The sequence below is a fragment of the Pseudomonas sp. TH34 genome (assembly GCF_016650865.1).
Classification (GTDB): domain Bacteria; phylum Pseudomonadota; class Gammaproteobacteria; order Pseudomonadales; family Pseudomonadaceae; genus Aquipseudomonas; species Aquipseudomonas yamanorum.
The window spans coordinates 109,665-125,167 of the sequence record NZ_JAEKFB010000011.1 but is presented as its reverse complement, the minus strand read 5'-3'; the positions used below and the strand labels follow the sequence as shown (position 1 = coordinate 125,167).

The following is a 15,503-nucleotide window of genomic DNA, read 5'->3' as shown; positions in this document are numbered from 1 at the left end:
TTGATTCCTGAGCCAACTGAAAAGCCCTGACTTGTTCAGGGCTTTTTTGTATTTGCAGAGTGCCAATTCCTACAGGCTCGTAGGAAATTTCGTGGACGTGCTAGTGGCCACTCAGTATCGTCCGAGGGTTTTCTACCTTCGGCGGCTGTATGGATACGAAAAAAGCTAAGACTGGCTGGAGTGACGACGAGCTTGAAGCCTCAGTCGACGCTTATTTGAGAATGTGGGCGCTTGAACAGAACGGAAAAGCCTTCAACAAATCGGTCGAAAATCGACTGTTACGCGAGGGGCCACTGAGGCTGCGTAGCGCTTCGTCTGTCGAGTACCGCATGCAAAACATATCAGCCGTAATCGAGCTAATGGGCCTGCGGTGTATCACCGGATACAGGCCTGCAAAAAATGTCGGAGCCAGAGTGAATGAGCGTATTCGCAAAGTATTGGTTTCGAAAATAGGCCTCTATCCAGAGATTGATATCGCTACGGCAGATAAACCGCTACCTAGGAGCCCCCCCACTGTCTCGAAGCCCTTACTTCAAATAGAGCCTCAGGGCATTCTTAATCCACGGCAACTATTTACTGTCAGCATTTCCTTTGCGCGCGCGCTCCATGTACGAAAGCAGGTTCGACGGCTAGCAAGTGGTATTTGCGAGGGTTGCGATAAGCCGGCACCGTTCACAGGTGATGATGGCGAGCCATTTCTTGAAGTACATCACGTCAAGCACCTTGCCCAGAAGGGTTCGGATCGCGTTACCAATGCTGTAGCCTTGTGCCCCAATTGCCATCAGCGTTGTCACCGCTCAAATGACCGTGGTGAATTCACCAAAGGGCTTTACTCGAAAATCAAAAGATTGAGAGAGGAGTAGAATTCTGCGGTCACAGCTCATGCGTTACCAAAATTACTAGATAGGACCGAGACCCGCCCGTGAACCCAGACATGCTCGAATCCGGCCCCTTGGATGCCAAAGTACTCTCCGTCTTTGACTTCGACGGCACCCTGACCCACCACGACAGTTTCGTGCCGTTCCTGAAGTTCGCCTTTGGTAAAGGCGAGTTTATGCGCAGGATGGTGAAGCTCGCGGTGCCTGGCGTGCAGTTTCTGTTGCGGGTCATTAGCCGTGATGAGCTCAAGGCGCAGTTGATCCGCACCTTTATGACCGGCGTGGATAAGGCGTGGGTTCAGCAGAAAGCTGAAGCGTATTGCCAGGCCTATTGGAACAAGTTGATGCGGCCTACCGGTCTGCAATCGGTGGCCGATGAGGTGAAGTCCGGGGCGGTGGTGACGTTGTGTTCGGCGTCGCCGGCGTTGGTGTTGCAGCCGTTTGCGGATCGGCTTGGGATCCGGTTGATTGGTACTGAGCTTGAGGTGGTGGACGGGGTGTTGACGGGCAAGCTCACGGGGAATAATTGCCGGTGTGAGAATAAGGTGCTTCGGCTTGAGGCGGTTTATGGGGATCTGGGGGAGTATCGGCTCAGGGCCTGGGGTGATACGCGCGGGGATCGGGAGTTGTTGGCGGCGGCGCAGGATGCGCATTTTCGGCATTTTCATGCGAAGAAGAAGCGCAAACAACTGCGGTGATCGCGCACTAGCATGGGGTGCTAGGGGTCGAGTGCAGGGGTGATGCTGAGGGTTCGGTAGGACAGGGAAACCGAGTCGATGCCATCGCAGCCTCGCTAAAGCTCGACAGCTCCCACAGGGGATCTCTGTAGGTTCTAAGGGTGGGTCGGAATTCGTTAGATTGGCGCTTTGAGGTCCACGCCTAGTGCCGTTGCGAAGGCTTTGACCAGCGGGCTTCGCGGGGCGTTGTGGCGCAGGATGAGGTTGAACGGTGTGCTCAGGTGGATCTGCTCCGGGCATAACGCGCGCAGGCGCCCTTCCCTCACCAGCGGCGCGGCGTAGTGTTCCGGGAGGAAGCCCAGGAAGCGGCCCGTGAGGATGAGGATGGCGACGGCTTCTACCTGGGAGGCCGAGGCGGACTGGCTGTCGTAGCTGACGAAGTTGGCCTTGTCGCTGTGGATCGCGTAACGATGGTTGACCACTTCGTGCTGGCGCAACACATCTGCGTTGATGTCACTCGCTTCAAAAAGCGGATGCCCGATGGCGCAGTATGCGTGGGACTTTTCTTCGTACAGCGGGAAATAATCGAATTCTTCCCGGCGCTGGTACACCGGGACGATGCCGACAATCAGCCGGCCTTCCACCACGCCCCGTTCAACTTCGTCCAATTGCGAGGCATGTAGGCGCAATCTTATCTTTGGCGATTCTGTATGTAATTTTCCCAACGCGTTAATCAGCGGAGAATTAAGGTCAGAGACGGTGTTATCAATAACGCCCACACTAAGGTCGCCGATCAGTTCATTCTGTGCCGAACTAAGCTTGTCTCTGAAACTGTCTACCGAGGCAAATAATTCAATGGACGCTTGATAGACTAATTTTCCTTCTTCGGTCAGGCCAAACCCTTCGCGCCCTCGCGTACACAGGCGCATGCCGATGCGAATTTCGAGGTCGGAAATCTGCTTGCTGATTGCCGCCAGGCCCACATTCAGCTCATTCTGCGCCGCGCTGAAGCCGCCCGCTTCGACCACAGCCTTGAACACCCGCAGCAATTTGAAGTCCAGGCCGCTGAGTTGCAGCGCAGGTCTTGTGCCGGGTTTTGGCGGTATGTTTCCAGAATTGGAAAGTGGGGTTTCCATAATACGTGTTGACCTCAAGTGCCATCTTCAACAGGCTTTGACCTACTCCATGAACATCGCCGGGCGGCAATAATGAACATACTTAACCGCCCTTGGCAACCTTGAATACAGCGGGTTGAACAGCTTTTACCGGCTGATTTAACGCCCATAAAAACCTGACACTACGATCAGGACTTTTCGTTTTGCTACTGCCCTCCGAATCCATAAGGCCAAGCCACGTCCACCGGGCTTGTCACTTCTAAAAACAAGCGTGAGGAACACCATGTCTCAGCCCACCGATCGCCTCTGGGGTGCTCGTTTCAAGTCCGGCCCGTCTGCTGCTTTGGCGGCGCTGTCCCGTTGCCCCGAGCGCTATTTTCGCCTGACGCCCTACGACCTGGCCGGCTCCCGGGCCCATGCCCGTGAGTTGCAGCGGGCCGGGTTGCTGGATGAGTCGGAAACCTTGCGCACCCTGGAAGCACTGGACCGGATTGGTGAGGACTTTGCCGCTGGCCGCCTGCATCCGACGCTGGATGACGAAGACGTGCACACTTTCATCGAGCGGGTGTTGACCGAGCGTTTGGGCGCCTTGGGCGGCAAGTTGCGCGCCGGGCGTTCGCGCAATGACCAGACGGCCAACGATTTGCGCCTGTTCCTGCGGGACCACGCGCGCACCATCGCCACCGAGGTGCTGGGGTTGCAGCAGGCGCTGGTGGACCAGGCCGAGCAGCATATCGAGAGTATTTGCCCGGGCTTCACCCACTTGCAGCAGGCGCAGCCGATTGTGTTCGCCCATCACTTGCTGGCCCATGCGCAATCGATGCTGCGGGATGTGCAGCGCCTGGTTGATTGGGATGCGCGTACGGCGTTGTCGCCGTTGGGTGCTGCGGCGATGGCCGGCTCGGCGATTGCGCGCCAGCCGGAGCATTCGGCCAAGGAGATGGGTTACACCGGGCCGTGCGAAAACTCTATCGATGCTGTAGCCAGTCGTGACCACGTGGCGGAGTTTCTGTTTGTGGCGGGCATGCTCGGGGTGAATATTTCGCGGCTGTCGGAGGAGTTTTGCCTGTGGTCGTCGCGGCAGTTTCGCTGGGTGCAGTTGGACGATGCCTACGCCACCGGTAGCTCGATCATGCCGCAGAAGAAGAACCCGGACATTGCCGAATTGGCGCGGGGTAAAGCCGGGCGGTTGATTGGCAACCTGACCGGGTTGATGTCGACGCTCAAGTCCTTGCCGCTGTCGTACAACCGCGATTTGAGTGAAGACAAGCACAGTGTGTTGGACAGCGTGGATACCTTGCTGCTGGTGCTGCCAGCGATGGCCGGGATGGTCGCGACGATGAAGGTGCAGGTGGAAGAGCTGCGGCGTCAGGCGCCGATGGGTTTCACCCTGGCGACGGAGGTGGCGGATTGGTTGGCCACTCGCGGTGTGCCGTTCAAGGAGGCCCACGAGATTACCGGCGCGTTGGTGCAGGCCTGTGAGAAGCATGAGATTGAATTGTGGGAAGCCTCGCCGGCGTTGTTGGCGGAGGTGGATACGCGGCTGACGCCGGAAGTGCGTGAGTGCCTGACCCTGGAAGCGGCGATTGCGGCGCGCAGTGGTTGGGGTGGTACGGCGCCGGAGCGGGTCAGGGAGCAGATTGGGCGGTTGAAGGTGGCGTTGGCTGCGCAACAGAAGTGGGCAGAAAACTACACCGGCTTTCGAATTTAAAGATCGTTCCCACGCTCTGCGTGGGAATGCCTCCTGTGACGCTCCGCGTCACGCTTTTGGGACGCAGAGCATCCCTTGCTGCATTCCCACGCAGAGCGTGGGAACGATCAGTGTATTCAGTTGTTTTGGAGAGTCACCATGAAACAAACCCCGGCAGAGCGCTTGCAAGCCGAGCGCCAGCAGACCGAGAACCAGTTCGATATCACGAAGTACGAGCATGTGCCCCGTCGCTATTACGGTCGGATGGTGTTCGCCACTTTGATCGTGGTCGCACTGGCCGCCTTGTTGCGTGCATTCGCCAACGGCCAGATTGAATGGTCCTACATCGGTCAGTTCCTTACGTCCGAGGCGATCATCTGGGGCCTGGTGAACACCATCATCATGTCGATCCTGGCCATGGCGCTGGGGGTGGTGATCGGGGTGATCACGGCGATCATGCGCATGTCGGCCAACCCGATCCTGCGTTATGTGGCCATCACCTACACCTGGTTGTTCCGGGGTACGCCGCTGATTCTGCAACTGCTGTTGTGGTTCAACCTGGCGCTGATTTTCCCGGTGATCGCGATTCCCGGGCTGTTCAGCATCGACACCGTGGACCTGATGACGCCGTTCGTGGCCGCCCTCCTCGGCCTGAGCATCAACCAGGGTGCCTACACCGCTGAGGTGGTGCGCGCCGGCCTGTTGTCGGTGGACACCGGCCAGTACGAAGCCGCCAAGTCGATTGGCATGCCGAGCCTTCAGGCGCTGCGTAGGGTAATTCTGCCCCAGGCGATGCGGGTGATCATTCCGCCTGTAGGCAACGAGTTCATCAGCATGGTGAAAATGACCAGCCTGGCAAGTGTGATCCAGTACTCGGAGCTGCTGCACAACGCACAAAACATCTACTACGCCAACGCCCGGGTCATGGAGCTGCTGATTGTTGCCGGCATCTGGTACCTGGCGGTGGTGACTGTTCTTTCATTCGGTCAGAGCCGCCTCGAGCGTCGTTTTGCCCGCGGCGCCGGCAAGCGCTCGTAAGCCCTGACTGAGGAGATTTGCCCCATGAGAAGCATCGTCAAGGCCGTGAACCTGAACAAGTATTACGACCAGTATCACGCATTGCAGGACATCAACCTGGAAGTCGAACAAGGCGAAGTGCTGTGCATTATCGGCCCGTCCGGCTCTGGCAAAAGTACCCTGCTGCGCTGCGTCAATCAGCTGGAAAAAATCGACAAGGGCGGCCTGTGGGTCGACGGCGAGCTGGTGGGTTACCGGGTCGTCGGCAACAAGCTGCATGAGTTGAATGAATCACAGATCGCCCGTCAGCGCTTGGCCACCGGCATGGTGTTTCAGCGCTTCAATCTGTTCCCGCACATGACCGTGTTGCAGAACATCATCGAAGGCCCGTGCCAGGTGCTCAAGCGCTCGCCCAAGGAAGCCACCGAGGACGCCCTGGAGTTGCTGGCCCGGGTTGGCCTGGCGGACAAGCGCAATGCCTACCCGGTGGAATTGTCCGGCGGCCAGCAACAGCGTGTGGCGATTGCCCGTGCGTTGGCGATGCGTCCCAAGCTGATGCTGTTTGACGAACCCACGTCAGCCCTCGACCCGGAGCTGGTAGGAGAAGTGCTGTCGGTGATGCGCGATTTGGCCACCACCGGCATGACCATGATTGTGGTCACCCATGAATTGGGCTTCGCCCGCGAAGTGTCCAACCGCATGGTGTTTATGGATGCCGGCCAGATTGTGGAAGCCGGCAGCCCTGAAGAAATTCTAATAAGCCCACAAAACCCGCGTACCCAAAGCTTTATTTCTGCCGTTCGCACTTAACTAAAAAACTAACGAGAACGCCCCCATGAAAAATCTGTTTCTTCCAAGTTTGCTCGTAGGCCTGATGGCCTCCACTTCGGTTTTGGCGGCATTGCCGGCAGCGATCAAGGACAAGGGTGAGATCAGCGCGGCCATCGTGCCGAACTACCCGCCGATGGATTTCAAGGACACCGCCACCAACAAACTCACCGGCCTGGACTTTGACCTGGGCAACGCCCTGGCCGAGCGCCTGGGTGTGAAGATCAAGTGGCAGGAAACCGGCTTCGAACAGATGCTCAGCGGCCTGACCACCAAGCGTGTGGACATTGTGCTGTCGGGCATGACCGACACCGCCGAGCGTCAGAAGTCGGTGACCTTCATTGATTACTTCACCAGCGGCCCGCAGTTGTACACCCTGGCCAAGCGTGAAGACCTCAAGGAATTGACTGACCTGTGCGGTAAAAAAGTCGGCACCAGCCGACGTACCACCTGGCCGTCGGAAATTGCCGCGTGGAGCAAGGAAAACTGCGAAAAGGCCGGTAAGCCAGCCATCGTGGTGATTGGTACCGAGGGCTCGGCGGATGCGCGGGCGCAGTTGCAGCAGAACCGTCTGGATGCGGCGATGCAGGGCAGTGAAACTATTCCTTACCTGATGTCGCTGGACAAAGGTAAATACAAGCCGGTGGGCCTGGCGATTTCCAAGCAGTTCACGGGGCTTGGGATTGAGAAGAGCAATACCGAGTTGGTCACGGCCATCAGTGAGGCGTTGCAGGGCATGATTGATGACGGGACGTACGGCAAGATTCTGCAGAAGTGGGATCTGGAGCAGGGTGCGGTTGAGAAGATCAGCATCAATGCCGGCCAGTAACTGGATCTAAATGTGGGAGCGGGCTTGCTCGCGAATGCGGTGGATCAGCCGGTACATTTGGCACTGACACACCGCATTCGCGAGCAAGCCCGCTCCCACACTGGATCTTCATCGCCTTGAAAAAAGAATAAGGACATCCGCCCCACCGTGGCCACGTACTCCCTGGTAATCCGCCGCCTGATGATCTGCTCGGTGACCATCGTCGTCAGCCGCGCCATGACCAGCCCATTGCTCGCCCTGTTGCTGAGCACCCGCCTGGGCCTCAACCAGCAAGACATCGGCTTGCTGATGGGCATCGCCGTCTTCATCGCCACCCTGCTGGGCCTCTACGGTGGCTACATCATCGACCGCCTGGAAAAGCGCAAGCTGCTGATCCTGGCGATGCTCTCCAGCTCCATCGGCTTTCTGTTGCTGACCTTTGCCAGCAACCTGTACCTGACCACCCTGACCCTGGTGATCACCGAAGCTGCTTCGGCGCTGTTCCTGATCGGCTCCAAGGCGATCATCAGCGAGAACCTGCCTGTGGGCCAGCGGGCCAAGGTGTTTTCCCTGCGCTACACCCTGACCAATGTCGGCTACGCCACCGGCCCGATGCTCGGCGTGGTGATTGCCGGCCAGATGCCCCTGGCACCGTTCCTGATCGCCAGCGCGATTGCCTTTGGCAGCCTGTTCCTGATGATCGGCATCCCGCCGACCCAACGCGACGACAGCAACAAACCCTTAAGTTTTCTCAGCACCCTGCGGACCCTGCGCAGCGATCGCACCTTGATCCTGTTTACCAGCGGCAGCCTGTTGAGCACCATTGTCCACGGGCGCTACACCCTGTATCTGTCGCAGTTTCTGCTGGTAGCCTACAAGCCGGAGAACGCGCTGAAAATTCTTTCTGCGGTGCTGGCGTGCAACGCCATCACGGTGATCCTGATGCAGTACCAGATCGGCCGCTTCCTCAAGCGTGAGCAACTGCGCTACTGGATCGTGCTCGGTACCTCGCTGTTTATTGCCGGGTTGATCGGCTTCAGTATGGCGGACGGCCTGGTGTCGTGGTGTGTCGCGATGTTTGTGTTCACCCTCGGGGAGATGATCATCTACCCCTCCGAATTCCTGTTTATCGACACCATCGCCCCGGACGCCCTGCGCGGTAGTTATTACGGCGCACAAAACCTGGCGGCATTTGGCGGGGCGCTGAGCCCGGTGATCTGCGGCTACCTGCTGATCAACGCATCGCCCGCCTCAATGTTCTATGTACTCAGCGGGCTGACAGCGGTGGGTGGCACCTTGTGTTTCCTGAGTGGACGGCGCGTAGTGGTCCGCGCGTAATTTCTACTGATATTTGCGCAATATCCCGCTATTAATAGCGAAATCTCTCACGGACCCGAGCCCCATGAAATTCGACACGGCCTACAGCCTGAGTCTCGACGACAAGCTGTCGATCTATGACGTGCGCGACCTGAATTTCGACGAAACCGCCGCCTTCGATTCCGACAAGGACAGTTTCCTGTGCCCCAACGACGAATGCCGGGCGGCGTTTGCAGTGGGCAATGTGTTGGGCACCTTCAACGCAAAAAACGTCAATTACCTGCGCACGCCGCACTTCAAGAACATCCCCAGCACCCGGCATATCGAGGGTTGCCGGTACGCCAGTCGCCCTGCCGGAAAAGGCGAAGCTGAGGATGGGCCGGAGGAAAATTTCCCGTCGGAATTTGTCCTGACGCGACGCCAGTACGAACGCAAAACGCCGGTCATCGGTGCCGAGGCTGGCACCCCGCAAGAACCTTCGAAAACGCCGACAACCCGCAACGCCCTGTCTCACAGCTCAAGCGACACCACCCCGGACAAGACCAGCGTCTTTGCCCACCCAGTGGAATGCTACGTGTCGAATATCGACGACAAGGAAAAGCTCAAAAGCATGCCCTTGAAGATCGGCGATCACACCGCGACCTACTGGACGTTTTTCAAGAAGATCGAATACCTGCAAGACAACAAAGGCCTGATCTACTGGGGCAAGATCAAGGAGATCAAGGACTACACCAGCAGCTTTCGCATCGACTTCGAAAAGAAAGCCTGGCTCGACAAGAAGCCCTACTCCATCAATGTTTACCTGAGCAAAAAACTGATCGAGAACTACCGCAAGCGTAAAGCGTTCCTGGAGCAGATCAAGGCGGCGGTGGACAGTGATCGAACGTTGTATTGCTTCTTCTACGGGGTGACGCCGGAGTTGAAACAGGTACCGAGCAAGAAGAACCCCGAGCAGACGTTCGGGGTGTTCAGTGCCAATATCGAGAACCTGGATCACCTGATTATTCGCGAGGCGCCGGGGTTGGAAACCTAGAGCAACATGCTCACCATCACCACGCCCAACAACCCGATATACACCCGCGCATGCAGTGCATCCGGGATGCGGCCGATCCACGGTGTGGCCAGGCGAATGCCCAGCAGCGAACCCAGGGTGAGGATGGCAAACGCCAGCAAGTCGACATAGCCGACAAACCACGCGCCCAATTCCACCTTGGCGAATCCTGCCATGAGCATGTAGGTAAACGTACCGGCCAGCGCCACCGGCACGCTCAACGGGTTAGCCATGGACGTGGACTGGGACATGCTCAAGCCGCAACGGCGCAACAGTGGCACGGTCATCACGCTGCCGCCCACGCCCAGGAAGGTGGCGATCACGCCAATGGCGATGCCACCACCCGTCACTTCCGCGCCGCTCAGGCGTCGTGGCTGGAGCCTGTCGTCCTGACTGAGAAAGCCCCTGCGTAACAGGCAATCGACGATGGTGACGGCCAGGTAGGCGATAAAGGCGTACCGCATGAAATCGCCGCTGGCGAACATCGCAGTCCCTGCGCCCAGCACGGCGCCGATCCCGATGTACCCGCCCAACGGCCACAGGTAATGGCGAATCAGATTACCTTTGCGACGGTGTTTTCCAGTGGCGATCAGCGCGTTGACGATCATCACGCAGGTGGAGGTGGCGACCGCGATATGCATCGCCGATGCACTCACGCCCGCGTCGTGGCTGAGCTTGAGCATGCCGTACAGCAACGGCACTACCACGAACCCGCCGCCGAAGCCGAACAGCACCGCCGTCACGCCGGTCATGCAGCCGAACAGTGCCAGTAATAGATAGAACATCAAGAATCGCCTTCAGCATCAGGGAGAGCTGTCGACGATAGAGATTCAAGGCTTGGCCCGCTTGCGCAAGTCGGCCAATAATGTGTGAGATATTGCCACTTCCGGAATCAGCTCCATGCGCAACGTTTCCATCGCTCAGCTCGACCTGACACCGCGAACGGTCGTGGCAATCGGCACCGACTATCCCCACGGCTATCTGCTCAAGCGCCACAGCCATCGGCGCGGCCAGCTGTTGTATGGCGCCACCGGGGTGATGCAAGTCAGCACCCAGCAAGGCAACTGGGTTGTGCCGCCCCAGCGTGCGGTGTGGATTCCCGCCCAGGTGCCCCATGAAGTGCTGATGATCGGTGTGTCGACGCGCAGCCTGTATATCGAACCGCACGCCGTCGCCGACTTGGGAGCCAGCTGCCACGTCATCAACGTTTCACCCCTGATGCGACAGTTGCTGATGGAGGCGGTGGAAATGCCGCTGGAATACGACGAGACCGGCCGCGACGGTACGCTGGTCAGCCTGCTGTTGCATGAACTGGCTCGCGCCACGCACTTGCCCCTGCATATCCCGCTGCCGGAGGACCCACGCCTGCTTGCCCTGTGCCTGGCGTTTCTGCAGCGGCCGGACGTGCACCAGTCACCGATTCAATGGGCCGAACAATCGCACTTGAGCCTGCGCACCTTCAGCCGGCATTTCCGCCAACACACCGGCTTGAGTTTCGTGCAATGGCGCCAACGAGCCTGTGTGGTGCAGGCCCTGGCACGCCTGGCCAGCGGCGAAACCGTCACCCGGATCGCCCTGGACCTGGGCTACGAAAACCCGGCGGCGTTTTCCAGCATGTTTCGGCGAGTGCTTGGCCAGTCGCCGAGCACCTACCTGGATGGGGCGAAATAGACCGGCGGCAGCCCTATCGAAACCATCCAGTTGATGAGCGGTAGAAACAACTGTACAAAAACACAGTATAGTTTGCCTTCCCCCGTCGAACCTGGAGAAAGCCCATGTCCTCTCTGGCAATGAGCAACACCGTAGAACAGCAGATCGTCCTTCATCAATTCACCCCACGGCACAGTGTCCAGGCCCGCCTGATGCTGGGCTGGAGCCGGGAAGACCTGGCCCGGGAAGCGGATGTGGAAGTGGACGCCCTTCAGCGGTTTGAGAGCAATGGCGATGTGGATGATGCTGTCCGCCTGAGTCTGGCGTTTCGCCTGGAGGCTGAAGGGTTGGTGTTTTTCCCGGGGTTTGCGCCGGGTTGGGGGATGAATGTGCGGGGCCGCGCCAGCACTCCGGCACAACCTGCCGCAAAAGGGATCATCTCCCGGTTTCTGGATTCAACAGCGGCATCCATTGACCCAACAACACCTCAGCCCAATGGTGCGTAGCGCGCAAGGCCATCAACTTACGCCTGCAACTGCAACGCCCGACGGATCATTTGTGGCGGTTGGCCAAACGCTCGCAGGAAGGCTCGACGCATGCGCTCCGGGTCACCGAAGCCCGTCTCTCGGGCGACGACGTCGATGGAGTGGCTGCCGGATTCGAGCATCAAGCGCGCGGCTTCAATGCGCAGGTGTTCCACCGCCTTGGCCGGGGATTGGCCGGTTTCGGCGCGGAAAAGTCGGCTGAATTGGCGCGGGCTGAGGTGTGCCGCTTCGGCTAGTTGCTCTACCGAGAGGTCCTCACGCAGATGCCCTTTGGCCCAGGCCAGGGCGGTTTGTACGCGGTCGGACTTTGGGTCCAGTTCCAGCAGCGCCGAGAATTGCGACTGGCCACCGGCACGGCGATGGTAGACCACCAGTTTTTTCGCCACGTCGCGGGCCACTTCCACGCCCAAGTCGTGCTCGACCAAGGCCAGGGCCAAGTCGATACAGGCGGTCATCCCGGCCGATGTCCAGAGCGGACCATCGACGGTGAAGATCCGGTCTTCTTCCAGCTTCACGTTGGGGTAGCGCTGGCGAAACGTCATGGCGTGGTACCAGTGGGTGGTTGCCTTGCGCCCTTCCAATAACCCGGCCGCTGCCAGGTGGAACGAACCGGTGCAGGCCGACGTAACCCGGCGCGACGACTTCAATGACGCCTGTAGATACGCCACCATGCCAGGAGTGGGCTCGAGTAATTCGTTATCCCCCAGCACCACAATCGTGTCGTAGTCCTGCTGCCCGAACGCCAGGCTATCAATGGAAAAGCCCATGGAGCTTTTGACCGGCCCGCCATGCTCCGACAGCAAATCCACGCGGTAGAACGGTCGTCCGACCACGAAGTTGGCAAATTCGAACACGCTGCTGGTGGACAGGCTCAGCACCTGGAAACCGGGAAACAGCACGATACCAACGGACACCATGGCCAAACCTCATGTCTCTAAAGGAGGGATATATGACATTGCGGCCACCACATTACACCCATAATCTTGGTTCCAACAAGGCCGATCCCCTCCCCGGCCCCTTTGGAGCAACTGCCATGTCGCAACATAAAGGTTATGCCCTGATTACCGGTGCTTCGTCAGGAATTGGCGCGGTGTATGCCGACCGCCTGGCCCGTGCCGGCTACGATCTGATTCTGGTGGCCCGCAACCAGCAACGCCTGGAGCAATTGGCAATACGCTTGAAAGCCAGCACCCAACGCGACGTTGAAGTGATAGCGGCCGATCTCAATCTGCCGGCCGACTTGGCGCGTATTGCTCGGCTTGCGCAGGACGACAGCCGTATCAGCCTGCTGGTGAACAACGCCGGTGTGGGCGCCACAGCTTCGCTGCTGGAGTCTGACGCCGACAAAATGGACGCGATGATTCTGCTTAACGTACTGGCGCTGACCCGCCTGGCCAAAGCGGCGGCAACCAACTTTGTCGCCCAGGGCCGTGGGACGATTATCAACATTGGCTCGATTGTCGCCCTCGCGCCCAAAGTGCTGAACGGGGTGTATGGCGGCACCAAGGCGTTTGTGCAGGCCTTCAGCGAATCGTTGCAGCATGAGCTGAGCGACAAGGGCGTGGTGGTTCAAGTGGTACTGCCGGGCGCCACCGCCACGGAGTTCTGGGACATCGCCGGCCTGCCGGTAAACAACCTGCCGGAAACCATGGTAATGACCACGGAAAACCTGGTGGACGCAGCCCTCGCCGGCCTGGCTCAAGGCGAAGCCGTGACGATTCCGTCCCTGCCGGACAGCGCAGATTGGGACACCTACGAAAGCGCCCGGTTGGCCCTGGGCCCGAACCTGTCGCACCGTGAACCCGCCGCTCGTTATGGGTTGAAGTAAGCCGGGCTGGCGCAGGCCGGAGGTAAACGCAGGCTTCCTGATTGCCTGGGAAGCCTGTTCATCATTGGGGCGTCTGCGCCGACAATACCAACCGACAGCGTTGCGCCAGCGCTGCCAGACCATCACCGGCCCAATAAGCGCCATAGAACCACACAAACGTTGAAACCCCATCCGGGCCAGTACCAGTGGGTATACGTATCCTTGGGTTACCCGCAGTGGCTGCTTGATGAAAGGCGGCACTTTGCGCATCGGACACCAACCCATCGAGCCGATTTTCCGTGACCCGATCGTTAATCTCGTTGCCAGGGTCCAGGGTGAAATGGCGCGCGTCATCCATCACCCGCGCATGCACAGGCACCAACTCCGCACCGGCTGTACGCAGTACGTTCAGTACTTGAGCAAAGTGCGCGCTGTGTTCGATCGTTTCCCGAACATCACCTGCAACATATTCACTGGCAAAACCAATGCGGCTGCCCGCCAACGGGCGTGTGTTGATCAGATGACCCGCATCGGCGACCGGCGGGATCTCCACCATCACCGGCCCCTCAGGGTCGACGCCGCCGAGGGCGATCAGTGATAACGAAGGGTCGCGCACGGCGCGCATCATGGGGCCAGGGATATCGAACCTGGGGCCGTAGCCGCTCGAGGAGCCAAACTCCAGGCCGCTCGGGTGATCGCCGGAGCTGACGATTACACCGCCAGTATCAGCGCCAAACACGACGCCCTGGCTGACGGTCGGAGCGCAAGCCGGGGGAACAGAACTGTCCCCCGAGACTGTCTGTTTGAACAGACACAACGCGCCCGACGCTGTGACCTTCCTACCGTTGTCGTCCATATACGCCCACGCCTCGAAACTGATTTTCGAGGGATGATTGCATCCTTTTATCGGGACGGCTGTAGGTCGGAAACAACCTGCAACTCAGCGGCGGGATTGCATCTAAATCGCTATCACCCGCCGACGTGTTGCTCGTTACCCGCGTGCTCGACTTCCAGCCACCAGGCCTGCCCGCGCTCCGGCTGATTGAGCATGAACGCCTGCCCCATCGCCGGCGTGGTGATCGACACATTACGCTCCCACGCCAGCGCCATGATCCGGTCGAACGGTTCGTGCCACGCATGAAACGCGAGGTCGAAGGTGCCGTTGTGGATCGGCAGCAACCAGCGGCCCTTCAGGTCGATGTGCGCCTGCAGCGTTTCTTCCGGTTGCATGTGAACGTGGGGCCAGTCGACGTTGTAAGCGCCGGTTTCCATCAGGGTCAGATCAAACGGACCGTACTGCTCGCCGATGCGCTTGAAGCCTTCGAAATAGCCGGTATCGCCGCTGAAGAAAATCCGCCGCGGGCCGTCAATCATCACCCACGAGCACCACAGCGTCTGGTTGCCATCGAACAGGCCACGCCCGGAAAAGTGTTGGGCCGGCGTGGAAACAAAGCGAATCCCGTCCACTTCAGTGCCCTGCCACCAATCCAGTTGCCGCACCTTGCTGCCATCCACACCCCACTTGATCAACGTATCGCCCACGCCCAGGGGCGCGAGGAAATAGCGGGTCTTGTCCGCCAGTTGCACCACGGCCTTGTGGTCCAGGTGGTCGTAGTGATTGTGGGAAAGGATTACCGCCTCGATAGGCGGCAGGTCTTCAAGGCTGATCGGCGGTTGGTGGAAACGCTTGGGGCCGGCCCAACTGAACGGCGATGCGCGCTCGGCGAACACCGGGTCGGTCAGCCAGAACTTGCCGCGCATTTTCAGCAGGACGGTGGAGTGCCCAAGGCGGAACACGCTGTGGTCGGGAGCGGCGAACAGTTGCTCACGGGTCAGCGGCTGCACCGGGATCTCACCCACCGGCCGCGTGCTGCGGGGCTTCTGGAAAAGCATCTTCCACATGATGCCCAAGGTCTTGCCCAAGCCGCCATGCTGGATGGGCTTCTGATTGGTGAAGTGACCTTGCTGTTGTTCGGAAGACTTGGGCGCTGAAGAAGAACTGTCGAGACGGGTTGAGATCGTGGCCATTACCGAGGAACTCCTGCAGACTGCTCTTGAAATTACACTGCACAGTGTAGTTTCTAGATTGCAACAAAACCCGGAGCAAGTAAACTACCGAG

Annotated in this window: 16 protein-coding genes; 11 read left to right on the top strand and 5 right to left on the bottom strand. The window is 59.1% G+C overall.

From position 1 onward, the window contains the following. Positions 1-149: 149 nt before the first annotated feature. Together JFU58_RS08270 and JFU58_RS08265 are read left to right on the top strand one after the other, a co-directional pair. On the top strand, positions 150-863 hold the full coding sequence (locus JFU58_RS08270) for an HNH endonuclease (RefSeq protein WP_177072017.1): 714 nt from the start codon (positions 150-152) through the stop codon (positions 861-863). 71 nt (positions 864-934) lie between these two features. Beyond that, positions 935-1,576 carry an HAD-IB family hydrolase gene (locus tag JFU58_RS08265; protein ID WP_201140237.1) on the top strand — a complete coding sequence of 214 codons (642 nt, stop codon included), beginning with the start codon at positions 935-937 and terminating at the stop codon, positions 1,574-1,576. 155 nt (positions 1,577-1,731) lie between these two features. Here JFU58_RS08265 and JFU58_RS08260 read toward each other — a convergent pair whose 3' ends face one another. Continuing rightward, positions 1,732-2,691 (bottom strand): LysR family transcriptional regulator, encoded by a 960-nt coding sequence (locus JFU58_RS08260; protein ID WP_201140235.1) that lies wholly within the window; start codon positions 2,689-2,691, stop codon positions 1,732-1,734. A 262-nt stretch (positions 2,692-2,953) separates the two neighbouring features. Here JFU58_RS08260 and argH point away from each other — a divergent pair, with 262 nt between their 5' ends. From argH to JFU58_RS08230, 6 genes are all read left to right on the top strand, one after another. Further along, positions 2,954-4,381 carry an argininosuccinate lyase gene (gene argH / locus JFU58_RS08255; RefSeq protein ID WP_063027830.1) on the top strand — a complete coding sequence of 476 codons (1,428 nt, stop codon included), beginning with the start codon at positions 2,954-2,956 and terminating at the stop codon, positions 4,379-4,381. 138 nt (positions 4,382-4,519) lie between these two features. Continuing rightward, positions 4,520-5,398, top strand: coding sequence for an amino acid ABC transporter permease (locus tag JFU58_RS08250; RefSeq protein WP_063027828.1), 879 nt, complete (start codon positions 4,520-4,522; stop codon positions 5,396-5,398). 24 nt (positions 5,399-5,422) lie between these two features. Next, positions 5,423-6,187, top strand: a complete 765-nt coding sequence (locus tag JFU58_RS08245) for an amino acid ABC transporter ATP-binding protein (RefSeq protein ID WP_003211502.1) — start codon at positions 5,423-5,425, stop codon at positions 6,185-6,187. A gap of 25 nt (positions 6,188-6,212) precedes the next feature. Continuing rightward, positions 6,213-7,034 carry an ABC transporter substrate-binding protein gene (locus tag JFU58_RS08240; RefSeq protein ID WP_201140233.1) on the top strand — a complete coding sequence of 274 codons (822 nt, stop codon included), beginning with the start codon at positions 6,213-6,215 and terminating at the stop codon, positions 7,032-7,034. Positions 7,035-7,181: 147 nt separating this feature from the next. Next, entirely contained in the window at positions 7,182-8,351 is a 1,170-nt protein-coding gene (locus JFU58_RS08235; protein WP_003211499.1) for an MFS transporter, read from the top strand. A 64-nt stretch (positions 8,352-8,415) separates the two neighbouring features. Then, positions 8,416-9,363 carry a hypothetical protein gene (locus tag JFU58_RS08230; protein WP_201140231.1) on the top strand — a complete coding sequence of 316 codons (948 nt, stop codon included), beginning with the start codon at positions 8,416-8,418 and terminating at the stop codon, positions 9,361-9,363. On the opposite strand, the gene JFU58_RS08225 is transcribed toward JFU58_RS08230, so the two are convergent. After that, on the bottom strand, positions 9,360-10,166 hold the full coding sequence (locus JFU58_RS08225) for a sulfite exporter TauE/SafE family protein (protein WP_201140229.1): 807 nt from the start codon (positions 10,164-10,166) through the stop codon (positions 9,360-9,362). The genes JFU58_RS08230 and JFU58_RS08225 overlap by 4 nt on opposite strands. A 115-nt stretch (positions 10,167-10,281) precedes the next feature. Between JFU58_RS08225 and JFU58_RS08220 the strand changes: the two genes are divergently transcribed. After that, the gene (locus tag JFU58_RS08220; RefSeq protein ID WP_201140227.1) at positions 10,282-11,052 is read left to right on the top strand and encodes an AraC family transcriptional regulator; all 771 of its coding nucleotides are present in this window, start codon (positions 10,282-10,284) and stop codon (positions 11,050-11,052) included. Positions 11,053-11,156: 104 nt separating this feature from the next. Further along, a complete protein-coding gene (locus tag JFU58_RS08215; RefSeq protein WP_201140225.1) occupies positions 11,157-11,537 on the top strand; it encodes a helix-turn-helix domain-containing protein in 381 nt (126 codons plus the stop codon). A gap of 17 nt (positions 11,538-11,554) precedes the next feature. Here the strand turns inward: JFU58_RS08215 and JFU58_RS08210 are convergent, their stop codons facing one another. Beyond that, complete coding sequence (locus JFU58_RS08210; RefSeq protein ID WP_201140223.1) at positions 11,555-12,493, bottom strand: GlxA family transcriptional regulator; 939 nt, start codon at positions 12,491-12,493, stop codon at positions 11,555-11,557. 116 nt (positions 12,494-12,609) lie between these two features. Here JFU58_RS08210 and JFU58_RS08205 point away from each other — a divergent pair, with 116 nt between their 5' ends. Further along, the gene (locus JFU58_RS08205; RefSeq protein WP_063027814.1) at positions 12,610-13,404 is read left to right on the top strand and encodes an SDR family NAD(P)-dependent oxidoreductase; all 795 of its coding nucleotides are present in this window, start codon (positions 12,610-12,612) and stop codon (positions 13,402-13,404) included. 61 nt (positions 13,405-13,465) lie between these two features. Here JFU58_RS08205 and JFU58_RS08200 read toward each other — a convergent pair whose 3' ends face one another. Together JFU58_RS08200 and JFU58_RS08195 are read right to left on the bottom strand one after the other, a co-directional pair. Continuing rightward, the gene (locus tag JFU58_RS08200) at positions 13,466-14,239 is read right to left on the bottom strand and encodes a hypothetical protein (protein WP_201140221.1); all 774 of its coding nucleotides are present in this window, start codon (positions 14,237-14,239) and stop codon (positions 13,466-13,468) included. Positions 14,240-14,352: 113 nt separating this feature from the next. Continuing rightward, entirely contained in the window at positions 14,353-15,411 is a 1,059-nt protein-coding gene (locus JFU58_RS08195) for an MBL fold metallo-hydrolase (protein ID WP_201140219.1), read from the bottom strand. Between the last annotated feature and the right edge of the window lie 92 nt (positions 15,412-15,503).